This window comes from Rhizobium pantanalense (assembly GCF_030182525.1).
Lineage (GTDB): Bacteria > Pseudomonadota > Alphaproteobacteria > Rhizobiales > Rhizobiaceae > Rhizobium.
Genome location: NZ_JAQJCH010000002.1, coordinates 247,626 through 270,061 on the forward strand (window position 1 = coordinate 247,626; position 22,436 = coordinate 270,061).

Genomic DNA, 22,436 nt, shown 5'->3' on the forward strand with positions numbered 1-22,436 from the left:
TGGATCACCTTAGCCTGCATCAGCTTGCCCTATGCTGCGACAGGAAATCGAGGAGCGCCGGATAGTAATCCCGCGGGTTCTCGTAGAAAGGCATGTGACTGGCATTGGCGAAGACCTTGAGTTCGGCATCCTTCAAGGCAAGCTTCATCCTGAGTGCACAGGCGGGCGTCAACTCGTCATGTTCGCCCGCCGTGATCAGCACCGGCATGGTAAGCTGCGGAAGGTCCGGAATGCGGTTCCAGTCCTTGAGATTGCCGATGTAGAGAAATTCGTTCGGCCCCTGCATCGTCTCGTAGGGACCCATGTTCCAATCGTCGAGCGAGCGGCGGACCGGTGCCGGCCATTCCGCTAGGCGGCAGACATGGCGATAATTGAGGATGGTGACGGCGGCGAGATATTCGGGGTGATTATAGGTGCCCTGCGCCTCGTGCTTCTGCATCATCGCAACCGTTTCCGGGCCGAGTGCCGCGCGCAGCCGCTCCAGCTCGGAAATCAGGTGCGGCATGTCGGCGACGGTATCTTCGAGGATCAGCGTCTTGAGATTCTCGGGATAGGTCAGGGCGTAGTCGATCGCCAGCCAGCCGCCCCAGGAGTGGCCGAGCATATGGACCTTGCCGAGGCCGAGCGCCTTGCGGACGGTCTCGGTCTCCTCGACATAGCGGCCGATGGTCCACAAACCCTTGTCGGTCGGGCGGTCTGAGGCGCCGGTGCCGAGCTGGTCGAAGGCGACGACCCTGTAACCTCTATCGATCAGGCAGGAATGCGCTTCGCGCAGATAGTCGCAGGGCAGGCCGGGGCCGCCGTTTAGACAGAAGACCGTCTCCGGCCCGCTGCCAAAGCTGTAGGCGACCACCTTGTAGCCATCGACCTCGACGACATGACGCGCCTCCGCCTCAATTTCACGCCACATTGACAACTCCGGCGAAAGATTCTGCTTGCTCAATATTTGAGCATGGCTAAATTTTTACCTTAAACCGCGCTCGGCACCAGCTATAAGAAGTGATAGGTTGGGAGGTCGCAGGCACAGACGGGAACCGCTGCATGTTCGATCAAATCGGAACCATCAGGCGCCAGTTCACGGCGTATCAGACGCTGGACGGCCGCATCGACCATATCTTCGAGAGCATGAAGGCAATCGGTTTCGAGGCTTTGATCTACGATTATTCGCCGGTGCCCTACGACCTTGACGGCAAGATCATGATCCCGTCGCTTCTGAAACTCAGAAACATTTCCGACGACATGTATGAATACTGGTTCGATCGCGGCTATTTCCGCATCGATCCGGTGCAGCAGGTGGCGCTGCGCACTTCGGCGCCGTTCTTCTGGAATTATGATCCTGACGCCGATACGCTGATCAAGCGCTTCATGAGCGAGGACACGGTTCCCGTTGCGCGATACCTAAGCGAGCGCGACATGTCGACAGGTGTCACCGTGCCGGTGCACATGCCGCGCGGCGATTATGCGACGGTCACCGGAATTCGGTTCGGTGCCAACAAGGAATTCGAGCGCGACGCCCTACGCTATATCGCCGATTTCAACCTGCTTGCGCATGTCTTCCACGAGACGGCCTATTCGCTCTTCGACACCGCAGCCCTCAGTGTCGGCAAGATCCGGCTGACGGAACGCGAGAGGGAGTGCCTGCGCTATTCCGCCGAGGGCTATTCCGCGAAGGAGATTTCGCGCATCATCGATCGCTCGGTGCCGACGGTCGTCATGCATTTGAACGCCGCGGCAAAGAAGCTGAGCGCCAAGAACCGCACGCAGGCGGTCGTCCGCGCCACGCATTATCGGCTGCTGGAAGCGCAACCATCCTATAACTTCTGATAGCTGCCGCACCCGTTTCGGTCGCGTTATGGTCTGCTCCATCGAAGCCTGGAGATGGAGAGACACGTGGCCGCAACCCCGACGCAGGAAGGCTTTCTGCCCTTTCGCGAATACCGGACATGGTACCGCATCACCGGATCGCTCGATTCCGTCAGGCTGCCGCTCGTCGTTGCCCATGGCGGGCCTGGCTGCACTCATGACTATGTCGACAGCTTCAAGGACATTGCCGAAATCGATGGCCGCGCCGTCATCCACTACGACCAGCTCGGCAACGGCAAGTCCACGCGACTGCCGGAGGAGGGTCCCGACTTCTGGACGCCGGCGCTTTTCCTGGATGAGCTGGACACGCTGCTGAGGCACCTCGGCATTCAGGATCGCTACGCCTTTCTCGGACAGTCCTGGGGCGGCATGCTGGGCGCTGAACATGCGGTGCGTCGACCGAAGGGGCTGAAGGCGCTGGTAATTGCCAATTCGCCGGCCAACATGCACACCTGGGTTGCGGAAGCGAACCGTCTTCGCGAGGAGCTGCCGCAGGATGTTCAAGATGCGCTGCTGAAGCATGAACAGGCCGGCACGATCGCCGATCCGGAATACATCATCGCCTCCCGCGTCTTCTACGATCGCCATGTCTGCAGGGTCGTGCCTTGGCCGGAGGAAGTTGCCCGCACCTTCGCCACCATGGACGAGGACAATACCGTCTACCGCAACATGAACGGCCCGACCGAGTTTCACGTCATCGGCACGATGAAGGACTGGACGATCGAAGACAGGCTTGCCCTCATTGAGGCGCCGACCTTGCTGATCTCGGGCAAATATGACGAGGCGACGCCACTGGTGGTCAAGCCCTATGTCGATCGCGTCAGGGGTTGCGAGTGGGTGCTCTTTGAAAATTCGAGCCACATGCCGCATGTCGAAGAGAAGGATCTTTGCCTGAAGACGGTCTCGGAATTCCTGACGCGGTATGACTGATCTTTCTGCCGTAACGGGATATCCAATTGCGCTGCTCGCCTCGCTTCTTCCATCGTCGACCACTTCGGTCCCCGATGGAATGGCGCGATCGTTCTAGATCGGTTTGTGGAGCGTAGGGCGGCCGTTGTCGAAGCTCTTGTGCCCCTTTTTCCAGCCGGCAATCACTCGGGCAATCTCGCGTACCGCCGCACCGGGACCGGAGCTGTCGAGGAGTACGATCGTCGCTTCGTCGCCGGCTTGCAGATGTGTGCCGCCGTCGAGTTGGCCCGCTGCCATTCCGCTCACCATGTCGAAAGCCAGGCTCATATCTTCGTCACGCGAAAGCTGGGCGACATTGGCGTAAAGATTGGCCATGCGAATGAGCGAGGCATCGCCATAGGGTGTGAAGGGATTGAGCATATTGTTGGTCGCGATGGACGTGACAACCCCTCTCCCGGCGAGCAGATGGGCCGGCGCGACGCCACGCGGAACTAGGCGATCTTGACCCCGGCCCATGAGGAACAGATCGGTTGCCGGAAGCACCGACATTGCTATGCCGGCTTTTGCCAGGTCATCTGCGATGGCAAGAACCTCCGCCAGCGACATGGCCGACAGATTGGTGACGTGGCCGATCGATACGCGACCCTGCCAGCCATGACGGAGCGTTGCGTCGATCACGTCAGGCAGATCGGTTCGATCCGGATCGAGACTGAAATCGAGATGAAAGTCGACCGCAACATCGTGCTTTGCGGCAAGGGAAAAAATCATGTCCACATGCCGGTCGGGAGAGGGATCCGTATAAGGACAGCCGCCCACCAGATCCGCACCATCGGCAAGTGCTGCGTCGAGCATGTCGTATGTTTGGGGCTCGTTCGTGAGCCCGTCCTGAGCAAAGGCACAAATTTCGATGTCGACCGCGAAAGCATAATCCCCACGGATGCGCTTGATTGCCTCAAAAGAGCGGAAGCCTGCGCGCGGATCGATTTCGACGAAGGTGCGCATCCTCGTCGTGCCGTGCGAAATCGCTTGCTCTACGACGCGTGCGGCGCGCTTATAAACATCGGCTTCTTCAAAGCCGGCCTTGGCTTTGGCGACTTCCCGCACGGCCTCAGTCAGCGTGCCCTCGCAAATCGTGCAGCGATCGAGAATGCAGGCCTTGTCGAGATGAATGTGAGTATCGACAAATCCGCCGAAGGCGAAGCTTTCCCCGCCGTCGACGTCCGATACCGCGTCGCACCGAATGCGAGGTTCTATGGCTGCGATCCGGTCACCCCGCACGCCAATGTCGACGAAATCGCCATCTTCCTCGATGCGGACATTTCGGATGATGAGATCGAATTGTTGATCGCTGGCGCTCAAAGCAGGATCGCGCCTCCGTCGCTCCGCGGATCATGCGCGCCGTCGATCGCCCCGTCTTCGCCGATACGGATAATACCGGCTTGGCCCCCAAGTGGACTGAGCGCATCGATGGTGGAGATCTCATGTCCCATGGCGGCAAGGGCAGAAACCAGTTCGGCGCCAATATTTTCCTCGATCTTCAGGCTATCGCGGCTGTCCGAGAATGTTCGGCCGAGCAAAAAGCGCGGGCGTGCGAGCGCTGCTGCGGGATCAAGGCCGTGATCGATCAGCAGGCTGAGCAGCAGCGACAGCGTCTGCGGCTGGCCATCCGCGCCCTGCGTCCCATAGACCAGATGCGGACGCCCGCTCTTCAGCGCAAGACCTGGATTAAGGGTATAGAAAGGACGCTTTCCAGGCTGGATATAATTGGGGCTTGCTGGGTCGGTGCTGAAGGCTGCGCCCCTGTTTTGCCAGAGGAGGCCGGTGTCGCCGACCACCACGCCGCTGCCCCAATCGAAATAGAGGCTTTGCAGCAGCGACGCACATCTTCCATCGGCGTCCACGGCGGCAAGCAGCGCCGTGTCGCCATGTCGATAGTCTTGCGGCCAAGGCAGGGCTCGTGCCGGATCGATCGCCGCAGCCTTGGCGGCAAGGCGCGTCGGATCGAGGAGGTGTTTCGAGACGTCCTCGGCGAAACGAGGATCGGCGATCGCATGTCGATCGAGGAACGCCTGTTTCACGGCTTCGACCAGCGCATGATAATAGGCCGGACCCTCGGGCCGGAAATTCGCCATCGGCAAATGGTCGAGCACACCCATGATGCCGAGGGTGGTTATCCCTTGTGTCGGTGGGGGTGGAGCAAGAAGTATCGTGTCGCGATACGCCTGCTGGAGAGGAGCCGCCGCATCGGTCCGCGTGGCAGCAAGATCTGCGGCCGAAAGAGGAGAGCCGGCCTCTGCAAGCCCGTTCACAATTCGACGGGCGAGAGCTCCCTCATAAAATTCGCGGGGGCCGTGACGCGCAATGGCTTTGAGCGTCTGCGCCAAGGCGGGCTGGTGCTGGATGCCGCCGGACCGGAAGAGCCCGGTAAAGCCTGGCCAGCTCCTCAGCTCATCACGCCGGAATTCGTACCAGAAGGCTTGCGACCTGCTGACTTCGAAGCCGGCATCTGCCAGTGCGATGGCGTCGTCGAGAAGGGTCGGCAATCGCTCCGTGCCGCCCCATGCGTCGGCGGAATAGGCAAGCACTTTCTCCCAGCTATCCACGAGGCAGGCCGTCGTCAGGGTCGAGGCTGCGCCTCGTAAAGGTATGTCTCTACGCGGAATGTCTGCCGCCGCCTGCCCGATGCCGAGGAAAGTCTGTGCATTGCCTTTCTCGTCCGCCACCAGCCAGACAGCGTCACCGCCCAGCCCGCAGAAATGGGGGTAGGTGACCGATAGAGCAGCTCCGGCCGCAACCAATGCCTCAATCGCATTGCCGCTGCGTCTGAGCACTTTCGCGCCTGCTTCGCTGGCCTGCCAATGCGGTGTCGCAATCATGGCACGGGACGATGCCGAATTGGTTTGAGCGATCTGTCTGGTGGAGGGAGTCATGAAATCAGCGGTCGCACTGATGGCGATGATGTCTTGTTCGGCATTGGTAAATCCCGGCGGCATGGTCTGGAAAGCCGGACATGCAATACCGATGCCATAAGGCGCCCCAGCTGGACGATCATGATTCAAGCCATTGTATCTATTCAGAATAAATCAGTTCCTTGTTACCAAGGCGGCAAAGATGCCAAAGGCCGATCTTGCGTTCATGCCACAGTGAGTGCCCAGGAATTCGCATGTTCGTGTATGGGTGATGGAAAAAGTGGCGGTTCAGTCCCCGATGCGGTCTGGAAGATGCCGCGGATGCCTCCGTCACCGCCTCCTGCAATGAAGACGGTGGTGAATGACTTTTTCAGCCATGAGAGGGATGACAAAGCCGTCCGCTCTCCTATTCTCACGGAGCAGATCATTTCTTTCATATCGGCAGCCGCCGATTTCAATCTTGACCTTGGGAGGACATCATGACGCGCACGGTGATTATCGGTGCAACGGGCCATATCGGCACCTATCTCGTGCCGCGGCTCGTGGAAGCGGGGCATGAGGTCGTGGCGATCAGCCGCGGCCAGGCCAAACCCTATTCGCCGAACAAAGCGTGGAATGATGTGGAGATGCAGGCGATGGATCGCTCCGCCATGGAGAAGGAAGGCAGCTTCGGTCCAGCCATTCGCGCCTTGAAACCGGATATCGTCATCGACATGATCTGCTTCACGCTCGACAGCGCAAGGCATCTGACGGAGGCGCTCACCGATCATGTCGGCCATTTCCTGCATACGGGCACGATCTGGACGCATGGATTTTCGACCGTTGTTCCGACGCCGGAAGAGGCGCCAAAGCGGCCCTTCGGCGATTATGGCATTCAGAAGGCGGCGATCGAAGCGCATTTGCTTGAGGAGGCGCGCCGCAGGGGATTCCCCGCAACCCTGATCCATCCCGGCCATATCGTCGGTCCAGGCTGGGAGCCTCTTAATCCCGCCGGGCATTTCAACTTGTCGGCGTTTTCGACCTTGGCGCGCGGTGAAACCTTCGTTCTGCCGAATTTCGGCCTGGAGACAGTCCACCACGTTCATGCCGATGATGTCGCGCAAATGTTCATGGGCGCTATTGCCAATTGGCGGGTCTCGACGGGAGAGGCTTTTCATGCGGTTTCAGGCGGTGCGTTGACGCTCAGAGGCTATGCAGAGGCCATGTCGCGCTGGTTCGGACATGAGCCAAAGTTGGAATTCCTGCCCTATGGGGCATGGGCCGAAAGCCAGTCGGCGGAAGATGCGCAGGCGACCTGGGAGCACATTGCCAGAAGCCCGAATTGCTCGATTGCGAAGGCTGAAAGACTGCTTGGCTACCGGCCCCGCTACACCTCGTTGCAGGCCGTTCAGGAAGCGGTTGCCTGGCTGATGGAGAAGGGCCGGATCGGCTAAAGCTCAGGCGTTCCGGCTTGGATCAACTGGCCTTGAGCCAGGAATCCATGCCTTTTGCCGCTGCATGCCCGGTCGCAAAGCAGCCCGTCAGAAGATAGCCGCCCGTCGGCGCTTCCCAATCGATCATCTCTCCGGCGACGAACATGCCGGGGAGCTTCTTCAGCATGTATCTTTCGTCGAGCTCATCCCAACGAATGCCGCCGGCAGACGAGATGGCCTCGGCAATGGGTCTCGGCCTCAGCAACGGAATCGGCAAAGCCTTGATCAGGCCGGCAAGCGCTTCCGGATGCGAGAGAACGGCGGGTTCGGCAAGCTCGCGCAAAAGACCCGCCTTGACGCCCTCGATGCCGGCGCCCTTGCGCAGGCGATTGGAGAAACTGGCCTTGGGATCCTGCCGCGCCAGATCGCGCGCCAAACGCTCCTCATTGCGTCCGGGCGCCAGATCGACAATGAGCGAGGCCTCGCCCATTTTTGCCAACCGGTCGCGTAACGAGGCTGCATGCGCATAGACCAGACTGCCCTCGATTCCTGTTTTTGAGATGACGAATTCGCCGGGAAAAATTCCGGCTTCCGATGCTGCCGTCACGGCTTTGAGGGGTTCGCCGGCAAAGCGCTCGCTGAAGGTCGCACTCCAGGTGACATCGAAACCGCAATTGGCTGGCTGGAAGGCGGCGATGTCGATCCCTTTATCGCGCAGCCGGCTGACCCATGCCGCGTCCGATCCGAGCCGGGCATAGCTTGCACCGCCGAGCGCGAGCAGAACGGCGTCATGGCGCACGAGCCGGTGCCCGTTTGGTGTTTCGAAGACCAGACTGTCGTCCTCGAAGCCGCACCAGCGGTGCCGCGTCATGATGCTGACGCCTAGCGTCTCCAGCCTCCCCAGCCAGGCACGTAGCAGCGGCGACGCCTTCATGACTTTCGGGAAGACGCGGCCGGACGAGCCGATGAAGGTTTCTGTTCCCAGGCCTTTCGCCCAGGCTCTGATCTCATCAGGCTGGAAATCGTCAAGCGCCGCGCGCAATAGGGACGAAGCAGCGCCGAAGCGGGTGGCAAAAACACCGTAATCTTCCGAATGCGTGATGTTGAGACCGGATTTTCCGGCCAGCAGAAACTTGCGCGCAACCGTCGGCATGCTGTCATAGACCACGATGTGATGGCCAAGCCTCGATAAGGTCTCTGCCGCCATCAACCCGGCAGGGCCGCCGCCAATGATTGCGATTTGCTTTTTTGTCATGCTCACCCGGTGTCGCTTGCCTATTGTTCTCTAGGGCCGGATGGGGACCGAACGCAAGATCGCTGCCCTGTCCCGGCCCAATCTACCGTCATTCAGAAGGTTACGGCAGCGCTGGAAATTCCACGTTTCTTATCCATATCCTTCGCCATATTCACATTTAAATCGATATAACCATATGGTTACTATTGCCTTCGATTCGCCGGGGGCTGTCAACTTATGCGATGATCGGTTACTTATCGGCGCGAGGGTGGGCCGCATAAGCCTTACGAAATGCCGCCGGGAGCCATGATGTCAGAAGCCAAGACCGTGAAGCGTAGCGCAAGGAATGCAGGCCTTGCGAATGCAGAGAAAACACCCTCGCGCGCAGCTTCGGAACGGCCCCGTCTCAGGGATGCGGAACGCACCAGCAAGGCGATTTTGGCGGCTGCGACCAAGGAATTTGCCGAGCGCGGCTATGGCGGCGCTCGCGTCGATGCCATCGCCGAACGGGCGAAAATCAACAAGCGGATGCTCTATCACTATTTCGGCGGCAAGGATGCGCTCTACGTCGCCGTTCTGGAAGGTAGCTATATCGCGATCCGTTCGGCGGAAGCACGGCTCGATCTCTCGCATCGCTCGCCTGCCGACGGCATGCGGGAGCTGGTCGTCTTCACCTGGCAATATTTTCTGGATCACCCGGAATTCCTGGGGATTCTCAGCACGGAAAACATGCATAAGGCCCGCTTCCTGAAGCGTTCGGCGCGCATTTTCGAGCTGCACTCGCCGCTGGTGTCGGAGATATCCGGCCTGCTTGATCGCGGTGTGGCGACGGGCGTATTCCGCAGCGGCTGCGATCCGGTGAAGATCTATATGAGCATTGCGGCCCTCGGCTCGTTCTTCCTCACGAACCGCTGGACGCTCTCGACGATCTTCCGTCGGAACCTCTCTGACAAGAGTGAGATCGACGCCTGGGGCGAGCATATCGTCGATGTGATTTTCGCCTATCTGCGTCCCTGAAATCCCCGGAGCCACGAGCTCAGCAACGGCAGATGATTGCCGTCGCGGCCATTGACGATGGCCGTTGACAGCATCGGCTCGCCGTGTCAGTTATGTAACTATATAGTTATTTACGGGAGGAAGAAACTCATGGCAACGAAGCCGATCGGCATCATCATGCACGGCATTACCGGCCGCATGGGCTATAACCAGCATCTCGTGCGTTCCATCCTGGCGATCCGCGAACAGGGCGGCGTTCTTCTGTCGAACGGCGACCGCTTGATGCCCGAGCCGCTACTTGTCGGCCGCAATGCCGAAAAAATCGAGGCGATCGCCCGCAAGCACGGCCTGTCGAAGACGACGACGGATCTCGGTGCCGCTCTTGCCGATCCCGGCAATACGATCTTCTTCGATGCCGGTTCGACGCAGATGCGCGTCGAGCTTCTCGAGAAGGCGATTGCCGCCGGAAAGCATGTCTATTGCGAAAAGCCGATTTCCGAGACGCTGGAGGAGGCGCTCTCGGTTGCTGCCTCGGCAGAGCGTCGCGGCGTCAAGAACGGTGTCGTTCAGGACAAGCTGTTCCTGCCTGGGCTGCGCAAGATCGCCATGCTGCGCGACAGCGGCTTCTTCGGCAAGATCCTCTCCGTGCGCGGCGAATTCGGCTATTGGGTTTTCGAAGGCGATTGGGGCGTCAAGGCACAGCGCCCCTCCTGGAACTACCGCAAAAAAGACGGCGGCGGCATGATCCTCGATATGCTGCCGCATTGGCGTTATGTACTCGACAATCTCTTTGGCGAGGTAAAGTCGGTCAGCTGCCTCGGCGCGACGCATATTCCAAGCCGCGTCGATGAGAACGGTAACATCTATGTTGCCGATGCCGACGATGCCGCCTATGCAACCTTCGAGCTCGAAGGTGGCGTTATCGCGCATATCAACTCCTCTTGGGCGGTCAGGGTTCGCCGCGACGATCTCGTCACCTTCCAGGTCGACGGTACCCATGGATCGGCCGTCTGCGGTCTGATGCGCTGCTGGACGCAGCATCGGGTCAACACGCCGAAGCCCGTCTGGAACCCGGATCAGCCGCAGCCGATCAATTTCTTCGATACCTGGGAAGAGGTGCCCGATACGCAGGCCTTCGACAACGGCTTCAAGGCGCAATGGGAGCAGTTCCTGTGCCATGTGGTCGAGGATGCGCCGTGGAAGTTCACGCTGCGCGAGGGCGCTAAGGGTGTGCAGCTGGCAGAGCTGGCACAGAAGAGTTGGGCCGAGCGTCGCTGGGTCGACGTTCCCTCCCTTTCGGCCCGTTAGGAGGCTGATCTCATGGAGAGAAGCCTTCACTTGCCAAGGGCGGATGGTACGATCGCCGCTTTCACGCCCGTCAATGAGCCGTTGATGGCGCCTGTGAAACCGGCGGGCGGTCATCATTTCAATCGCGTGGCCTATGCTGCCGCGCATGTCGTGGTCGATGCGCTTGCCGATAACGATCCCTGGCTTGACCGCAATATAGACTGGGAGCGCACGATCGCTTTCCGCGAGTATCTCTGGGGACTCGGCCTTGGCGTCGCGGAAGCAATGGATACCGCCCAGCGCGGCATGGGGCTTGACTGGACCGGCGCAAAGGAGCTGATCGCGCATGCGCAGTCGGCCGCCCGCGGCCGGCCGGATGCCGTGATCGCCTATGGCGCCGGGACCGATCACCTGCAGCCCGGTCCCAAAGTCACGATCGATGACGTCATCCGCGCCTATGAGGAACAGGTCGCCTATGTGGAAGGGCAGGGCGGCCGCGTCATTCTCATGGCGAGCCGGGCGCTGGCGGCAGTCGCCAAGAGCCCGGACGACTATGTCAGGGTCTACGACCGCATCCTCGGTCAGGTCAAAGAGCCCGTCATCATTCATTGGCTCGGCTCGATGTTCGATCCGGCGCTGGCGGGCTATTGGGGCTCGGCCGACGACATGCTGGCCATGGAGACCGCGACAGCGATCATCAATCAGAATGCGGCCAAGGTCGATGGCGTGAAGATTTCGCTGCTTTCGGCGGAGAAGGAAATCGTCATGCGCCGCCGGCTCGATCCGTCGGTCAAGATGTATACCGGTGACGATTTCAACTATGCCGAACTGATCGCCGGTGACGAGCAGAGCTATTCGCATGCCCTGCTCGGCATCTTCGATGCCATCGCACCGGCGGCGAGCGCGGCTCTCGCAAAGCTTGCTCAAAACGACCTCGACGCCTTCCATGCGATCCTGGCGCCGACTGTTCCGCTATCGCGCCATATCTTCAAGGCACCGACGCGCTTCTATAAGACAGGCGTCGTCTTCCTCGCCTATCTCAACGGGTTCCAGGACCATTTCCAGATGCTCGGCGGCCAGCAGAGCACCCGATCGATCCAGCATCTTTCGGAGCTTTTCCGTCTGGCGGACGCGGCGCGCGTGCTGCGTGACCCCGATCTCGCGGTCTATCGCATGAAGGCGATCCTTGCCACCGTCGGCATCGACTAGCGGACAAGATCGGGGGAGAATCATCATTATGGCTATAGAGGGTCTGTCCATCAATCTGGCAACAGTGCGCCCGCAATATGACATGCGCCAAGCGGTCGAAGCCTGCCTCAAGCAGGATATCGTCGCGATCGCGCCCTGGCGCGATCAGGTGCATAAGATCGGGCTTTCGGAGGCTGCTCGCATCGTCGCCGACAACAAGCTCAAAGTGACTGGCCTTTGCCGCGGCGGCATGTTTCCCGCGGCAAGCGCCGAGGGTAGGGCGGCTGCAATCGACGACAACAAGCGGGCGATCGACGAAGCGGCGGCGCTGAATGCCGATTGCCTGGTTCTCGTCGTCGGCGGTCTGCCGGAGGGATCGAAGGATATCGCTCATGCCCGCGAGATGGTGGCGGACGGTATCGCGGCGATCCTGCCGCATGCGCGTAGCTCCGGCATACCACTGGCGATCGAGCCGCTGCATCCGATGTATGCGGCCGACCGCGCCTGCGTGAACACGCTGGAACAGGCGCTCGACATCTGCGATCTTTTGGGTGAGGGCATCGGTGTCGCGATCGATGTCTACCATGTCTGGTGGGACCCGAAGCTTTATCAGCAGATCGCGCGCGCTGGCGCTGGAGGCCGAATTTTAGCGCATCACATCTGCGACTGGCTGGTGCCGACCACGGACCTGCTGCTCGATCGCGGCATGATGGGCGATGGCGTCATCGACTTGAAGCGTATTCGCGCGGAGATCGAGAAGGCCGGTTTCTTTGGCTTGCAGGAGGTCGAGATCTTCTCTCAGAATAATTGGTGGAAGCGGCCGGGCGAGGAGGTCCTTTCCACCTGCATCGAGCGTCTCCGTAGTGTTTGCTGAGTGGCAGTACCTTATGGATCGACAACAAAAAACCGGGCCAGAAAGTGGCCCGGCTCTATCTCGAAGCGATGACGTAACGGCTTATTCGGCCGAAACGATCTTGCCGCCTTCCCACTTGTAGAGCGAGAAGCTCTGCGAGGTCAGGTCGCCGGTTTCGCCGTAGGTGACCTTGCCGATGGCAGTGTCGACGGGTTCGCCCTTCTTCAGCGCAGCGCCCACGGCTTCGGCATCATCTGCCTTGCCGGCCTTCTCGATGCCAGCCTTTAGCACTTCGACGGCGGCATAGGCGTTGAGCGTGAAGGCTTCGGCCGGAATGTTACGGGCCTTTAGGGCGGCAACGGCGCTCTGCGAAGCCGGGTTCTTCAACGCGTCGGACGCGTTGGTGAAGAGCGTGCCGGCTGCGGAATCATTGGCGATCGCCCAATATTCGGTATTGGACAGGCCGTCGCCACCGATGATCTGCGCCTTGACGGAGATGTCGTGCAGCTGGCGGGCCAGCAGACCTGCTTCCGGATGATAACCGCCGAAGTAGATCACTTCGACGCCGGCCTGCTTCAGCTTTGCCGTCAGGGCGCTGTAGTCTTTCTCGCCGGGGGTCAGCGAGTCATTGACGACCTCAGTGATGCCACCCTTGTTGATCGCAGCCTTGAAGGCGTCCGCCAGGCCCTTGCCATAGGCGCCCTTGTCATTGAGGATCGCGATCTTCTTGTCCTTGAAGTTCTTCACGACATATTCGCCGGCGACGACGGCCTGCTGGTCATCTCGGCCGCAGGTGCGGAAGATGTTCGTGAGACCGCGATTGGTCAGGTCCGGAGCGGTTGCGGTCGGCGTGACCATCAGGATGCCGTTTTCGGCCAACGCGTCTGAAACCGGAATAGCGACACCCGAAGTGACCGGGCCGACGACGAAGCGGATGCTCTCGCCGACAAAGCCGTTGGCGACCGATACGCCCTGTTTCGGATCGCCGGCGTCGTCGCCGAGCTTCAGAACGAGCTTCTGGCCGAGAACGCCGCCGCTCTTGTTGATTTCGTCGACGGCGGTCTGTGCGCCATTCTTGACTTGCTCGCCATAGGCTGCGACCGGGCCGGTTAGCGGCGCGATGAGGCCGATGGTGATGTCCGCATGTGCGAGAGGTGCGAAGGCCAGCGAAGCGACGAAGGTCGCGGCCGTCAATGTCTTCAGACTCATGTTAGCTCTCCTTGGATAGGCGCGGCAGCGCCCTTTGAACCCGTCCGCAATCACCTGTCTCGACGCGCAAACTGCCGTGAGGCGCTCTTTTTAAAGAAACGAGGCTGATATCGAAGCCGATGATCGCCTTCGGACATTTTTTGATCTCGAAAGCGCTCATGAGGGTATTTTGTGTAGGAATATTGCGACGATTCCGCAAGAAAATAACCGTCGCGAAGACAATTTTAGCGTTTTTTCGAAAATTTTGACGAGGGATGGTTGTTGCGCGCTAGCTCCCAAGACCCAGGCGATATGGCGGTAAAGTGAGGTGAATCTAAAAGTGGAAGTTTCGACGCCGCTGACCCACATAGGTAACGGCGCCCGTCATGGCGTGGCCTATGCCGAGGAGATTGATGTCGCGTGAATGAGAGTGACGATTTCAAAGCCTATTTTGACCTCTGGCGGTTGATCCCCGATGGCGCTCCGATCGTGACGCATTCCAGCCGGCTTTTCCCCGTGCGTCGTGATGGTGAGCCGGCGATGCTGAAGATCGCCGACGCACCGGAGGAGAAATCGGGGGCCGAGCTTATGGTCTGGTGGAATGGCATTGGTGCTGCGCGTGTTCTCGAACATCAGGACGATGCTATCCTGCTCGAACGGGCGACAGGCAGCCGCTCACTTGCCGAGATGGCAAGGAATGGCGAGGACGACGAGGCAAGCCGGATCATCTGCGAGGCTGTCGCTGGGCTTCATGCCTCTCGCGGGGGCGGCTTGCCGCAATTGATTCCGCTTGTCCACCGGTTTCGTTCGCTCGAAACTATGGCCCACTGCGAAGGTGGCACTTTCGTACGGTCTGCTGTCACGGCCCGCAAACTGCTGTCGGAACCCCGCGATGTCGTGGCGCTGCATGGCGATGTCCATCACGGCAATATTCTTGACTTCTCAGAGCGCGGCTGGCTTGCGATCGATCCCAAGGGGCTCGTAGGCGAACGCGGCTTCGACTACGCCAATCTCTTCTGCAATCCGGATAACGCCGTCGCCACATCTCCCGGCCGTCTTGCCCGGCAAGTGGCAGTCGTTGCCGAGGCGGCGGGAATGGAGCGCGGGCGCCTGTTGCGATGGATCGTTGCCTGGGCCGGCCTTTCAGCAAGCTGGCTGATCGAAGATGGCGAGGATGAACACGTCGAACCGACGCTGCGTGTTGCCGAAATCGCGGCGGCAGAACTCGCCAGAACCGAAGATTAGGAGATCATGGCCTCGCGCCAGGACTGCCGATAGCGCGCCAACCCCGGCAGTTCCGCGCGAACAGGCGGGCTATCCGCGGCACTGATGGGTCTTATCCCTGCCAGCAAGGCGGCACCCTGGCTGGTACCGGTCGAACTCGCTAGTGCGATGACATCGGTGCTCGTCAAGGCAGAGAGGGCAGTGAGGTAGGGGCGATTGAGCGCAAAGGGACCTTCGACGAAGACCGGTCCTTTGGCGCCGATCAGATCGAGGCAGGCTTCCGTCATCAGCGCGAGATAGAGGCTGACGGCTGCGAGCCGTTCGGCCTTGCTCACGGAGATATCCCCGATCCAGCGTCGCGTCTGGCCGGGAAAGGGTCCCGATCCGTCAACGACGTTGGGCAGTAGCATGAGGCCTTTCTCGATCACCGGTTCCAACGCGGCTTCGATTGCTTCATGGGATGCAATACCGATTTCCGCTGCCAGAATCTCGAACTCGCGGCCACCCATGAAGCGGGAAGACGGCACGGCGCGGCCATAGGCATCGATATTGGCAAGGGTATCGCGAGCGGGATCGAGATGATCGAGATCGCCGCCGACGCCGAAACTGATCACCCAGGTTCCCGTCGAGACGACGGCGAAAGGTGCTTCGTTCTCGACCAGATGCGGCAGCAGTGAAGCGTTGGAGTCGTGAATGCCACAATAGGCGGGCACCGATTTTGTTAGTCCGATCTCTTCGCTAAGTGCTGGCAGGACCGGCCCAAGTGCTTCGAAAGCTGAACGGACCGGCGCCATCAGCCCGCGAATGCCAAGCGCGTCGACCAGAGACGAATAGTTTTGGGTGGTTGGATTCCAGAGATCCGTGTGACAGCCAAGCGAGGTCACCTCGTTGGCGGCAACGCCGGTCAGGCGAAACGTCCAATATTGCGGATAGGTCAGGATCGTCGCGACACGGGCGAAATCCGCCGGGAAAGTAATTTTCAGATAATGGATCTGCGCGCCGACGTTCAGGCCACCGGATAGCCGCGGCGAAAAGGTTTCGGCAAAAGCCGGGCGCACTTGCGCATAGGCATCCTGAACGGCTTGGGGATAGCCATGCTCATAGTCGAGAACCGGCAACGCAAGGCTGCCATCGGCTGAAAGCATCACGGCGGATGCGCCATGGGTGGTGATTGATATGGCATCGAAGCCGGGCGTGGCTGCAAAGCCCTTCAACGCCTCGATGATGAAGCGCCATAGGCTTTCGATATCGTAATGCGGGTAAGGACCTGACTTCAGGACGCTGTTTGCGGTCCTGATGGCCGCAATCTCGGCACCGGTCCCGGCATCCAGCACAACGACTTTGGCGTTGGTCTTGCCGATGTCGATCACGGCGATGTGGCGGTAGACTGTCTCGCTGTTCATGGCAGATGAAAGACCGTGACGAGATCGCTTTGGATGGGCGAATTATCGGGATTGGTCGCCATGATATCCGCCATATGCGCCCACCATTTCTTCATGACGGGATGTGCGGGCAGGCTGGCCATCGTGTGATCTTTCGGCCGGGTCAGCACACCGAAAAGCGTATTCGTCTCGCGGTCGAGATGGATGGAATAATCGCTGACGCCGGCCTGATGCAGCAGATCGACCAGCTCGGGCCAGATTTCATCATGCCGCTTCCGGTATTCCGCTTCCATGCCTGGATTGAGCGTCATCTTGAAGGCGTGGCGTTCGAGAGCAGCGGTCATTTGGAGCTCATGGTCCTGATGCGCCTTGCCACGATCGGCAGCGCGATGGTGATGATGAGGAGGAGGCCGATGAAGATCGACATGACAATGCCGGGAACATTCAGCAGGCCAAGGCCGAAGGTGACGAGGCCCATGACGAAGGCGGCGATGACGACGCCGCCGATCGTCCCCGAGCCGCCGAGGATCGATACTCCGCCGAGCACGACCATGGTGACCACCTCCAGTTCCCAGCCGAGCGCGATCGAAGGGCGCGTCGAGCCGAGGCGCGAGGTGAGGCAGACCGCGGCAATGCCGCTCATGATGCCGGTCAGGAGAAACAGGATGAATTTGACCCGCTCGACCGGAATGCCCGAGAAGCGCGCGGCGAAATCATTGTTGCCGATCGTATAGACCTGACGGCCGAAATTCGTCGCATGCAGCAGGATGGCAAAGGCGATCGCCAGCACGATGAAGAGCACGAATTCGAACGAGAAGACCCAGACGACATAGCCCTGGCCGAAATAGGCAAAACTATCCGGATAGTTGCCATAGGCTTGATCGCCGAGAACGATATAGGAAATGCCGCGAAACAGGCTCATCGTGCCGATGGTGACGACGATCGATGGCAGCTTCAGCACGGAAACGAGGAATCCGTTGAAGATGCCGCAGACGAGGCCGACGCCGATACCGATGGCAACGAGGCCGGGCGTATCGACGCCCAGTTGCGCCGCGGCCCCCATGGCCGTCGAGGCGAGCGCGATGATGGCTGCGACCGAGAGGTCGATTTCGCCAGCGATGACGAGGAGCGCCATGGCAAAGGCGATCATCGCCTTTTCGGTGAAGTTGAAGGTCGCGTCCGAGAGATTGAAGGGATCGAGGAAATAGGGCGAAGCCAGCGAATTGAAGATGAAGATCGCGACCGCGACGCCGAAAAGCAGCGTTTCCCAGCTCGCCATGATGCGCTTGAAAGGCGTGCCGAGGCGATCCGGAATGACGCGCTTTTCCGCGGTTACCGCTTGCGAACCGTTGCTCATGCGTGTGCTCCCTGGCTGGCGGTGTCCTTCGCGGCCTGATCGCGCAGAATGATGCGGCCGCGGTTGCGTTCGCGCCGGGCGTTGAAGACGACGGCAAGAATGATGACGGTGCCTGAAATCGCCATTTGCGTGAACGGCGAGATGCCGATGACCGGAAGTGCGTTCTTGATGACGCCGAGGAACAGGGCACCCAAGACCGCGCCGGCGACCGAACCGACGCCACCGGCGATCGAAATGCCGCCGATGACGCAGGCCGCCACGCTATCGAGCTCGAACCCATTGGCGATATCGACATAGGCCACCGCATAGCGCGAGACCCAGAGATAGCCGCTGAGACCGGCGAGCGCGCCGGACAGAACGAAGGCGAGGAAGCGCGTCCAGCCGACGTCGATACCGGCATAGACGGCGGCAACTGGATTGCCGCCGCTCGCATAGGCCGAGCGGCCGAACTGCGTATAGCGCAGCACCAGATACATCATCAGCACGATCGCGATGCCGATCCAGGCAAGTACCGGCAGGCCGAGAAGCGGCGTGCGCGGCACGTTCAGGAAGATCGGCGTGAACTGGTGCGCGTTGACCCACGCGCCGCCTGACAGAACGAATGCCATACCGCGATAGATCGTCAGGGTGCCGAGCGTGACGACGATCGGCGGGATTTCCAGCGCCCAGACGAGATAGCCATTGATGGCGCCGAGAACCGCACCCATCAGGATTGCCGTGATGACGAGTGCGATCAGCGGAATATCGGGGTAGGCTGCGTTCAGCATCGCAACTGCCATGCCTGTCAGCGCCAGATTGGCGGCAACGGACAGATCGATCGATTTCGTCAGGATGACCGTCATCTGGGCAAGCGCCAGGATGATGAGGATCGAGGTGTCGTTGAAGATATTGGCAAGATTGCTGGGCTCGGCAAAGCCGGCCGCACGCGTTGCGAAACCGGCAATCATTATGACGATGATAACGGCGAGCAGTGTTTCGCGCTTTTTGAGGATGCGTGGCATCCGGCTCTCCTTATGCATTTCCCGTGGCGGCGCGCACCAAGGTTTCCGGCGTCAAACCTTCGCGCTCGAAAAGGCCAGCGGACAGACCCTCCTTCATGACCAGCACGCGATCCGACATGCCAAGAATCTCGGGCAGTTCGGAGGAGATCATGATGATGCTGAGGCCTTCGGCCGCCAGCTCGCTGATGAAGCCGTGGACGGCAGCCTTCGAGCCTATATCGATCCCCTTGGTGGGTTCATCCAGAATGATGATCTTCGGCTGCGTCGCCAGCCACTTGCCGATGACCACCTTCTGCTGGTTGCCGCCGGAGAGCGTTCCCACAGGCACGGAAAGCGCGGCCGCGCGCAAATCCAGCCGTTCAGCGTATTTGCGGGCGAGAGCGAATTCGTTGGCCGCCTTCAGGAAGCCTTTGCGCGAGGTGCGTCCGAGGGAGGGTAGCGACATGTTCTGATAGATCGGCATCGGCAGCGCCAGGCCGTGGCGGCCACGCTCTTCCGGCACGTAGACGATGCCGGCGGCAATGGCATCCTGCGGCGAACGTACCTGGATTTCCTGTCCGTCGAGCGTCAGGCGCCCGGACAGCGGTTTGGTGATGCCGAAGAGCGATTGGCAAAGCTCGGAACGTCCGGCGCCGATCAGCCCGTAGACGCCAAGGATCTCGCCGCGCCGAAGCTTGAAGGAGATATCGCGGAACTCGGTGCGGTGACAGTATTTGTCGACTTCGAGAACGGTGCCGCCGATAGTAACAGGCACTTTCGGGAAAGCGTCCTTGACGTCGCGTCCGACCATCATGCGAACGATTTCGTCCTGCGGCGTCGACTTCAGTTCGCCGTGACCGACGGCACGACCGTCGCGGAAGACGACGAAATTATCGGCGATTTCATAGAGCTCATCGAACTTGTGGCTGATGAAGAGGATCGCTTTACCCTTCGCCTTCAATCCTTCGACGATGCGGAAGAGATCGTCGATCTCCTTGCGGGAAAGGGCTGCTGTGGGTTCGTCCATGATGACGATGCGGGCCTCGATCGACAGAGCGCGTGCGATTGCCACAAGATGGCGCTGCGCGATGGAGAGGTCTTTCAATCGGGTCGTGGGATCGATGGCGCTTTCCAGCGATTGCAGAAGTTCCCTCGAGCGGCTGTTCATCGTCTTCCAGTCGATGGTGCGCCAGGACGTGCGCGGCGCATGGCCGAGGAAGATGTTTTCGGCAACTGTCAACTCGTCGAAGAGTACGGTTTCCTGATGAATAGCCGTGACGCCGGCATCGATCGCGGCTTGTGCATTGGCGAAAGCCGTTGGTTTGCCGTCGACGAGGATCTCGCCTTCATTCGGACGATAGATGCCGGTCAAAATCTTCACGAGGGTCGATTTGCCCGCGCCGTTCTCGCCGATCAGCGCGGTCACCTTGCCGGGATAGAGCGAAATGCTGACGCCATCCAGCGCTTTCACGCCTGGAAAGATCTGGGAAATGCCCCGCATTTCCAGAATGGCCTGATTGTTCGCGGCTGGTGCGTCCGCGATGGAGCGTTGAAGGACTGTGGTCATCAGCAATGTACCGGATCAATGAAACCAGGTCCGGCGGCTGATGCCGCCGGAGAGCTGCGAGTTCGATTTTCGATCAGAAAACCTTGGAGAACTGATCGATGTTCGAAGCGTTGTAGACGAACGGATCGGCCATGGCGGCTTCGCCGTTTTCGCCAACCTTGATCTTGCCCATGCGGCCGGCATTGATCTCGCTGCCGGGTTTGCCGTCGGTCTCGCCCTTGACGAGGCGATAGGCGATCTGCGTTGCGGAATAGCCGAGATCGATCGGGTTCCAGATCGCAAATTCCTTCGTTGCACCGGACTTGATGGCGCCGGCCATTTCGGACGGCAGGCCGAGACCGGTCACGTAGACCTGGCCGATCTTGCCGGCATCCTTGACGGCCTGCGAAGCGGCGAGCACGCCGACCGTCGTCGGAGCGACGATGACCTTGACTTCCGGATGCGAGGTCAACAGGCCTTGGGCTTCACGATAGCTCTTGTCCGAGAGGTCGTCGCCATAGACCGTTGTCACCAGGTTGAGGCCCGGGAAATCCTTCAGCTGCTTCTTCATCTCGCCGATCCAGATGTTTTGGTTCGTCGACGTCGTCGTGGCCGACAGGATGGCGAAGTTGCCCTTGCCGCCGTCGAGGTGATCCTTGGCGAGCGTCAGGCACATCTTGCCGATCAGCTCGTTAGACGAGGGGTTCAGCTGCAGGATGCGGCCGGCCTTGGCGACACCGGAATCCCAGGAGATCACCTTGATGCCGCGCTGGGTGGCCTTCTTGAGAGCCGGGACGACTGCATCGGGGTCATTTGCCGAAATCGCGATGGCATCGACGCCCTGCGCGATCAACGAGTTGATGACTTCGATCTGGCCTTCGGCCGTGGTCGAGGTCGGTCCGGTGTAGATCACCTGCACGCCGCCGAGATCCTTTGCGGCTTCCTGTGCGCCCTTGTTGGCGGCTTCGAAGAAGCCGTTGCCCAACGACTTCACCACGAGGCCGATCTTGATGTCCTTTGCACTGGCCGCGCCGGCGAAAAGCGTGGCGGCAAGCGCGACGCCGATCGCCAGTTTCTTTGCAATATTCATGTCACTTCCTCCCAAAGTTAATAGGCATGCTCACCCCGCCTGAGCCGCGCGTCTCATGCGACCGACGGGGAATCTTCCTCCTCGGCCTGAGCCGAAACATTTGCAATAATGAGCGAAATGCCCGCATCCTCGATCATGCGGACCGTGTCGGCGGAAACGCCGTCATCCGTAATGATGGTCGAGACCTGCTCAAGCGGACAAAGGATCAGGCTGGAGCGCTGACGGAATTTGCTCGAATCGACCATGACGACGAGTTCGTCGGCCTGACGCATGAGCTTCTGTTCGCTCTGGATGACAAGCGCGTCGGCTTCCATGACGCCGAGCGGGCCGACGCCCTGTGCACCAACGAACATGCGCCGCGCATAGAAATTCCGGATCGTATCGTTGTCGAAAGGCGAGAGGATCAGGCTTTGTTCGCGATAGATCGCGCCGCCCGGCACCGTCACGTTGTTCTTCGAATGCTTGACCAGGTGTTCGGCGATGGCAAAGGAATTGGTCATTACCTGCAGCCGGAAGGCCGAGATATAGTGAACCAGCTGGAATGTCGTCGTGCCGCCATTGATGATAATGGCGTCGCCGGGGTTGCAGAGTTCGGCGGCCTTGCGCGCAATTGCGCGTTTCCTATCGATATTGACGGCTTCGGATACACGGAACGGCCGCGCTGCAAGATTGCCGAGCTGTGGGGGATGGATCGATTCCGCGCCGCCGCGCACGCGCCGGATCTTTCCCTGTACATGCAGGGCAGCGATATCACGGCGTATCGTCGCTTCCGAAGCCTCGGTCAGCTCGGAAATATCCTGAATCGTCACGACAGACTTTTCCTGTACGGCGCTCAGAATAATGCGATGGCGTTCACGTTCGTGCATAGGCTCCTCCTTGTCGGCGGTTATTTCGCAAATATGACAACGTGTCAATCATAAACGATCATAAACTTTCATATTGCAGCGCAACATTATCGAATTTGATCGTTTTCGATTGACAAGGTGACTATACGTGAGCGATACCCTGCTCAGAAAGG

At 60.0% G+C, this 22,436-nt stretch carries 20 protein-coding genes; 8 read left to right on the plus strand and 12 right to left on the minus strand.

The features are described 5' to 3' along the window. Positions 1-19: 19 nt before the first annotated feature. Complete coding sequence (locus PH558_RS07240) at positions 20-910, minus strand: proline iminopeptidase-family hydrolase (RefSeq protein ID WP_285203062.1); 891 nt, start codon at positions 908-910, stop codon at positions 20-22. A 131-nt stretch (positions 911-1,041) separates the two neighbouring features. Here PH558_RS07240 and PH558_RS07245 point away from each other — a divergent pair, with 131 nt between their 5' ends. Together PH558_RS07245 and PH558_RS07250 are read left to right on the plus strand one after the other, a co-directional pair. Continuing rightward, a complete protein-coding gene (locus PH558_RS07245; RefSeq protein WP_285203063.1) occupies positions 1,042-1,824 on the plus strand; it encodes a LuxR family transcriptional regulator in 783 nt (260 codons plus the stop codon). A gap of 54 nt (positions 1,825-1,878) precedes the next feature. Beyond that, entirely contained in the window at positions 1,879-2,793 is a 915-nt protein-coding gene (locus PH558_RS07250; protein ID WP_285203064.1) for a proline iminopeptidase-family hydrolase, read from the plus strand. Between the two features lie 93 nt (positions 2,794-2,886). On the opposite strand, the gene PH558_RS07255 is transcribed toward PH558_RS07250, so the two are convergent. After that, positions 2,887-4,131: an amidohydrolase family protein gene (locus tag PH558_RS07255; RefSeq protein WP_285203065.1), complete on the minus strand. Its 1,245-nt coding sequence runs from the start codon at positions 4,129-4,131 to the stop codon at positions 2,887-2,889. After that, positions 4,128-5,702: a gamma-glutamyltransferase family protein gene (locus tag PH558_RS07260; RefSeq protein WP_285203790.1), complete on the minus strand. Its 1,575-nt coding sequence runs from the start codon at positions 5,700-5,702 to the stop codon at positions 4,128-4,130. Before PH558_RS07260 ends, PH558_RS07255 begins: the two co-directional genes overlap by 4 nt. Before the next feature lie 458 nt (positions 5,703-6,160). On the opposite strand from PH558_RS07260, the gene PH558_RS07265 reads away from it, so the two are divergent. Continuing rightward, complete coding sequence (locus PH558_RS07265; protein ID WP_095436946.1) at positions 6,161-7,114, plus strand: NAD-dependent epimerase/dehydratase family protein; 954 nt, start codon at positions 6,161-6,163, stop codon at positions 7,112-7,114. A gap of 22 nt (positions 7,115-7,136) precedes the next feature. On the opposite strand, the gene PH558_RS07270 is transcribed toward PH558_RS07265, so the two are convergent. Continuing rightward, positions 7,137-8,348 (minus strand): TIGR03862 family flavoprotein, encoded by a 1,212-nt coding sequence (locus PH558_RS07270; RefSeq protein WP_285203066.1) that lies wholly within the window; start codon positions 8,346-8,348, stop codon positions 7,137-7,139. A gap of 288 nt (positions 8,349-8,636) precedes the next feature. On the opposite strand from PH558_RS07270, the gene PH558_RS07275 reads away from it, so the two are divergent. From PH558_RS07275 to PH558_RS07290, 4 genes are all read left to right on the plus strand, one after another. Further along, a complete protein-coding gene (locus PH558_RS07275) occupies positions 8,637-9,344 on the plus strand; it encodes a TetR/AcrR family transcriptional regulator (RefSeq protein WP_095437652.1) in 708 nt (235 codons plus the stop codon). Between the two features lie 129 nt (positions 9,345-9,473). Beyond that, positions 9,474-10,631 carry a Gfo/Idh/MocA family protein gene (locus tag PH558_RS07280; protein ID WP_285203067.1) on the plus strand — a complete coding sequence of 386 codons (1,158 nt, stop codon included), beginning with the start codon at positions 9,474-9,476 and terminating at the stop codon, positions 10,629-10,631. 12 nt (positions 10,632-10,643) lie between these two features. Further along, complete coding sequence (locus tag PH558_RS07285) at positions 10,644-11,819, plus strand: dihydrodipicolinate synthase family protein (protein ID WP_285203068.1); 1,176 nt, start codon at positions 10,644-10,646, stop codon at positions 11,817-11,819. 28 nt (positions 11,820-11,847) lie between these two features. Then, positions 11,848-12,672 (plus strand): sugar phosphate isomerase/epimerase family protein, encoded by an 825-nt coding sequence (locus tag PH558_RS07290; RefSeq protein WP_285203070.1) that lies wholly within the window; start codon positions 11,848-11,850, stop codon positions 12,670-12,672. Between the two features lie 81 nt (positions 12,673-12,753). Here PH558_RS07290 and PH558_RS07295 read toward each other — a convergent pair whose 3' ends face one another. Beyond that, entirely contained in the window at positions 12,754-13,860 is a 1,107-nt protein-coding gene (locus PH558_RS07295; RefSeq protein ID WP_113407531.1) for a branched-chain amino acid ABC transporter substrate-binding protein, read from the minus strand. Between the two features lie 399 nt (positions 13,861-14,259). On the opposite strand from PH558_RS07295, the gene PH558_RS07300 reads away from it, so the two are divergent. Beyond that, on the plus strand, positions 14,260-15,084 hold the full coding sequence (locus tag PH558_RS07300) for an aminoglycoside phosphotransferase family protein (RefSeq protein ID WP_285203071.1): 825 nt from the start codon (positions 14,260-14,262) through the stop codon (positions 15,082-15,084). Here the strand turns inward: PH558_RS07300 and PH558_RS07305 are convergent. From PH558_RS07305 to PH558_RS07335, 7 genes are all read right to left on the minus strand, one after another. Beyond that, complete coding sequence (locus tag PH558_RS07305) at positions 15,081-16,466, minus strand: FGGY-family carbohydrate kinase (RefSeq protein WP_285203072.1); 1,386 nt, start codon at positions 16,464-16,466, stop codon at positions 15,081-15,083. The two genes, PH558_RS07300 and PH558_RS07305, sit on opposite strands and share 4 nt — an antisense overlap. Next, entirely contained in the window at positions 16,463-16,789 is a 327-nt protein-coding gene (gene rhaM, locus PH558_RS07310) for an L-rhamnose mutarotase (protein WP_095436939.1), read from the minus strand. Before rhaM ends, PH558_RS07305 begins: the two co-directional genes overlap by 4 nt. Next, positions 16,786-17,802 carry an ABC transporter permease gene (locus tag PH558_RS07315; RefSeq protein WP_285203075.1) on the minus strand — a complete coding sequence of 339 codons (1,017 nt, stop codon included), beginning with the start codon at positions 17,800-17,802 and terminating at the stop codon, positions 16,786-16,788. Before PH558_RS07315 ends, rhaM begins: the two co-directional genes overlap by 4 nt. After that, positions 17,799-18,803, minus strand: a complete 1,005-nt coding sequence (locus PH558_RS07320) for an ABC transporter permease (protein ID WP_285203076.1) — start codon at positions 18,801-18,803, stop codon at positions 17,799-17,801. The genes PH558_RS07315 and PH558_RS07320 overlap by 4 nt, the downstream gene beginning before the upstream one ends. Before the next feature lie 10 nt (positions 18,804-18,813). Then, positions 18,814-20,349, minus strand: coding sequence for a sugar ABC transporter ATP-binding protein (locus PH558_RS07325; protein WP_285203077.1), 1,536 nt, complete (start codon positions 20,347-20,349; stop codon positions 18,814-18,816). 73 nt (positions 20,350-20,422) lie between these two features. Further along, the gene (gene rhaS, locus PH558_RS07330) at positions 20,423-21,418 is read right to left on the minus strand and encodes a rhamnose ABC transporter substrate-binding protein (protein ID WP_095436936.1); all 996 of its coding nucleotides are present in this window, start codon (positions 21,416-21,418) and stop codon (positions 20,423-20,425) included. A gap of 53 nt (positions 21,419-21,471) precedes the next feature. Beyond that, entirely contained in the window at positions 21,472-22,284 is an 813-nt protein-coding gene (locus PH558_RS07335) for a DeoR/GlpR family DNA-binding transcription regulator (RefSeq protein ID WP_285203081.1), read from the minus strand. Positions 22,285-22,436 lie beyond the last annotated feature (152 nt).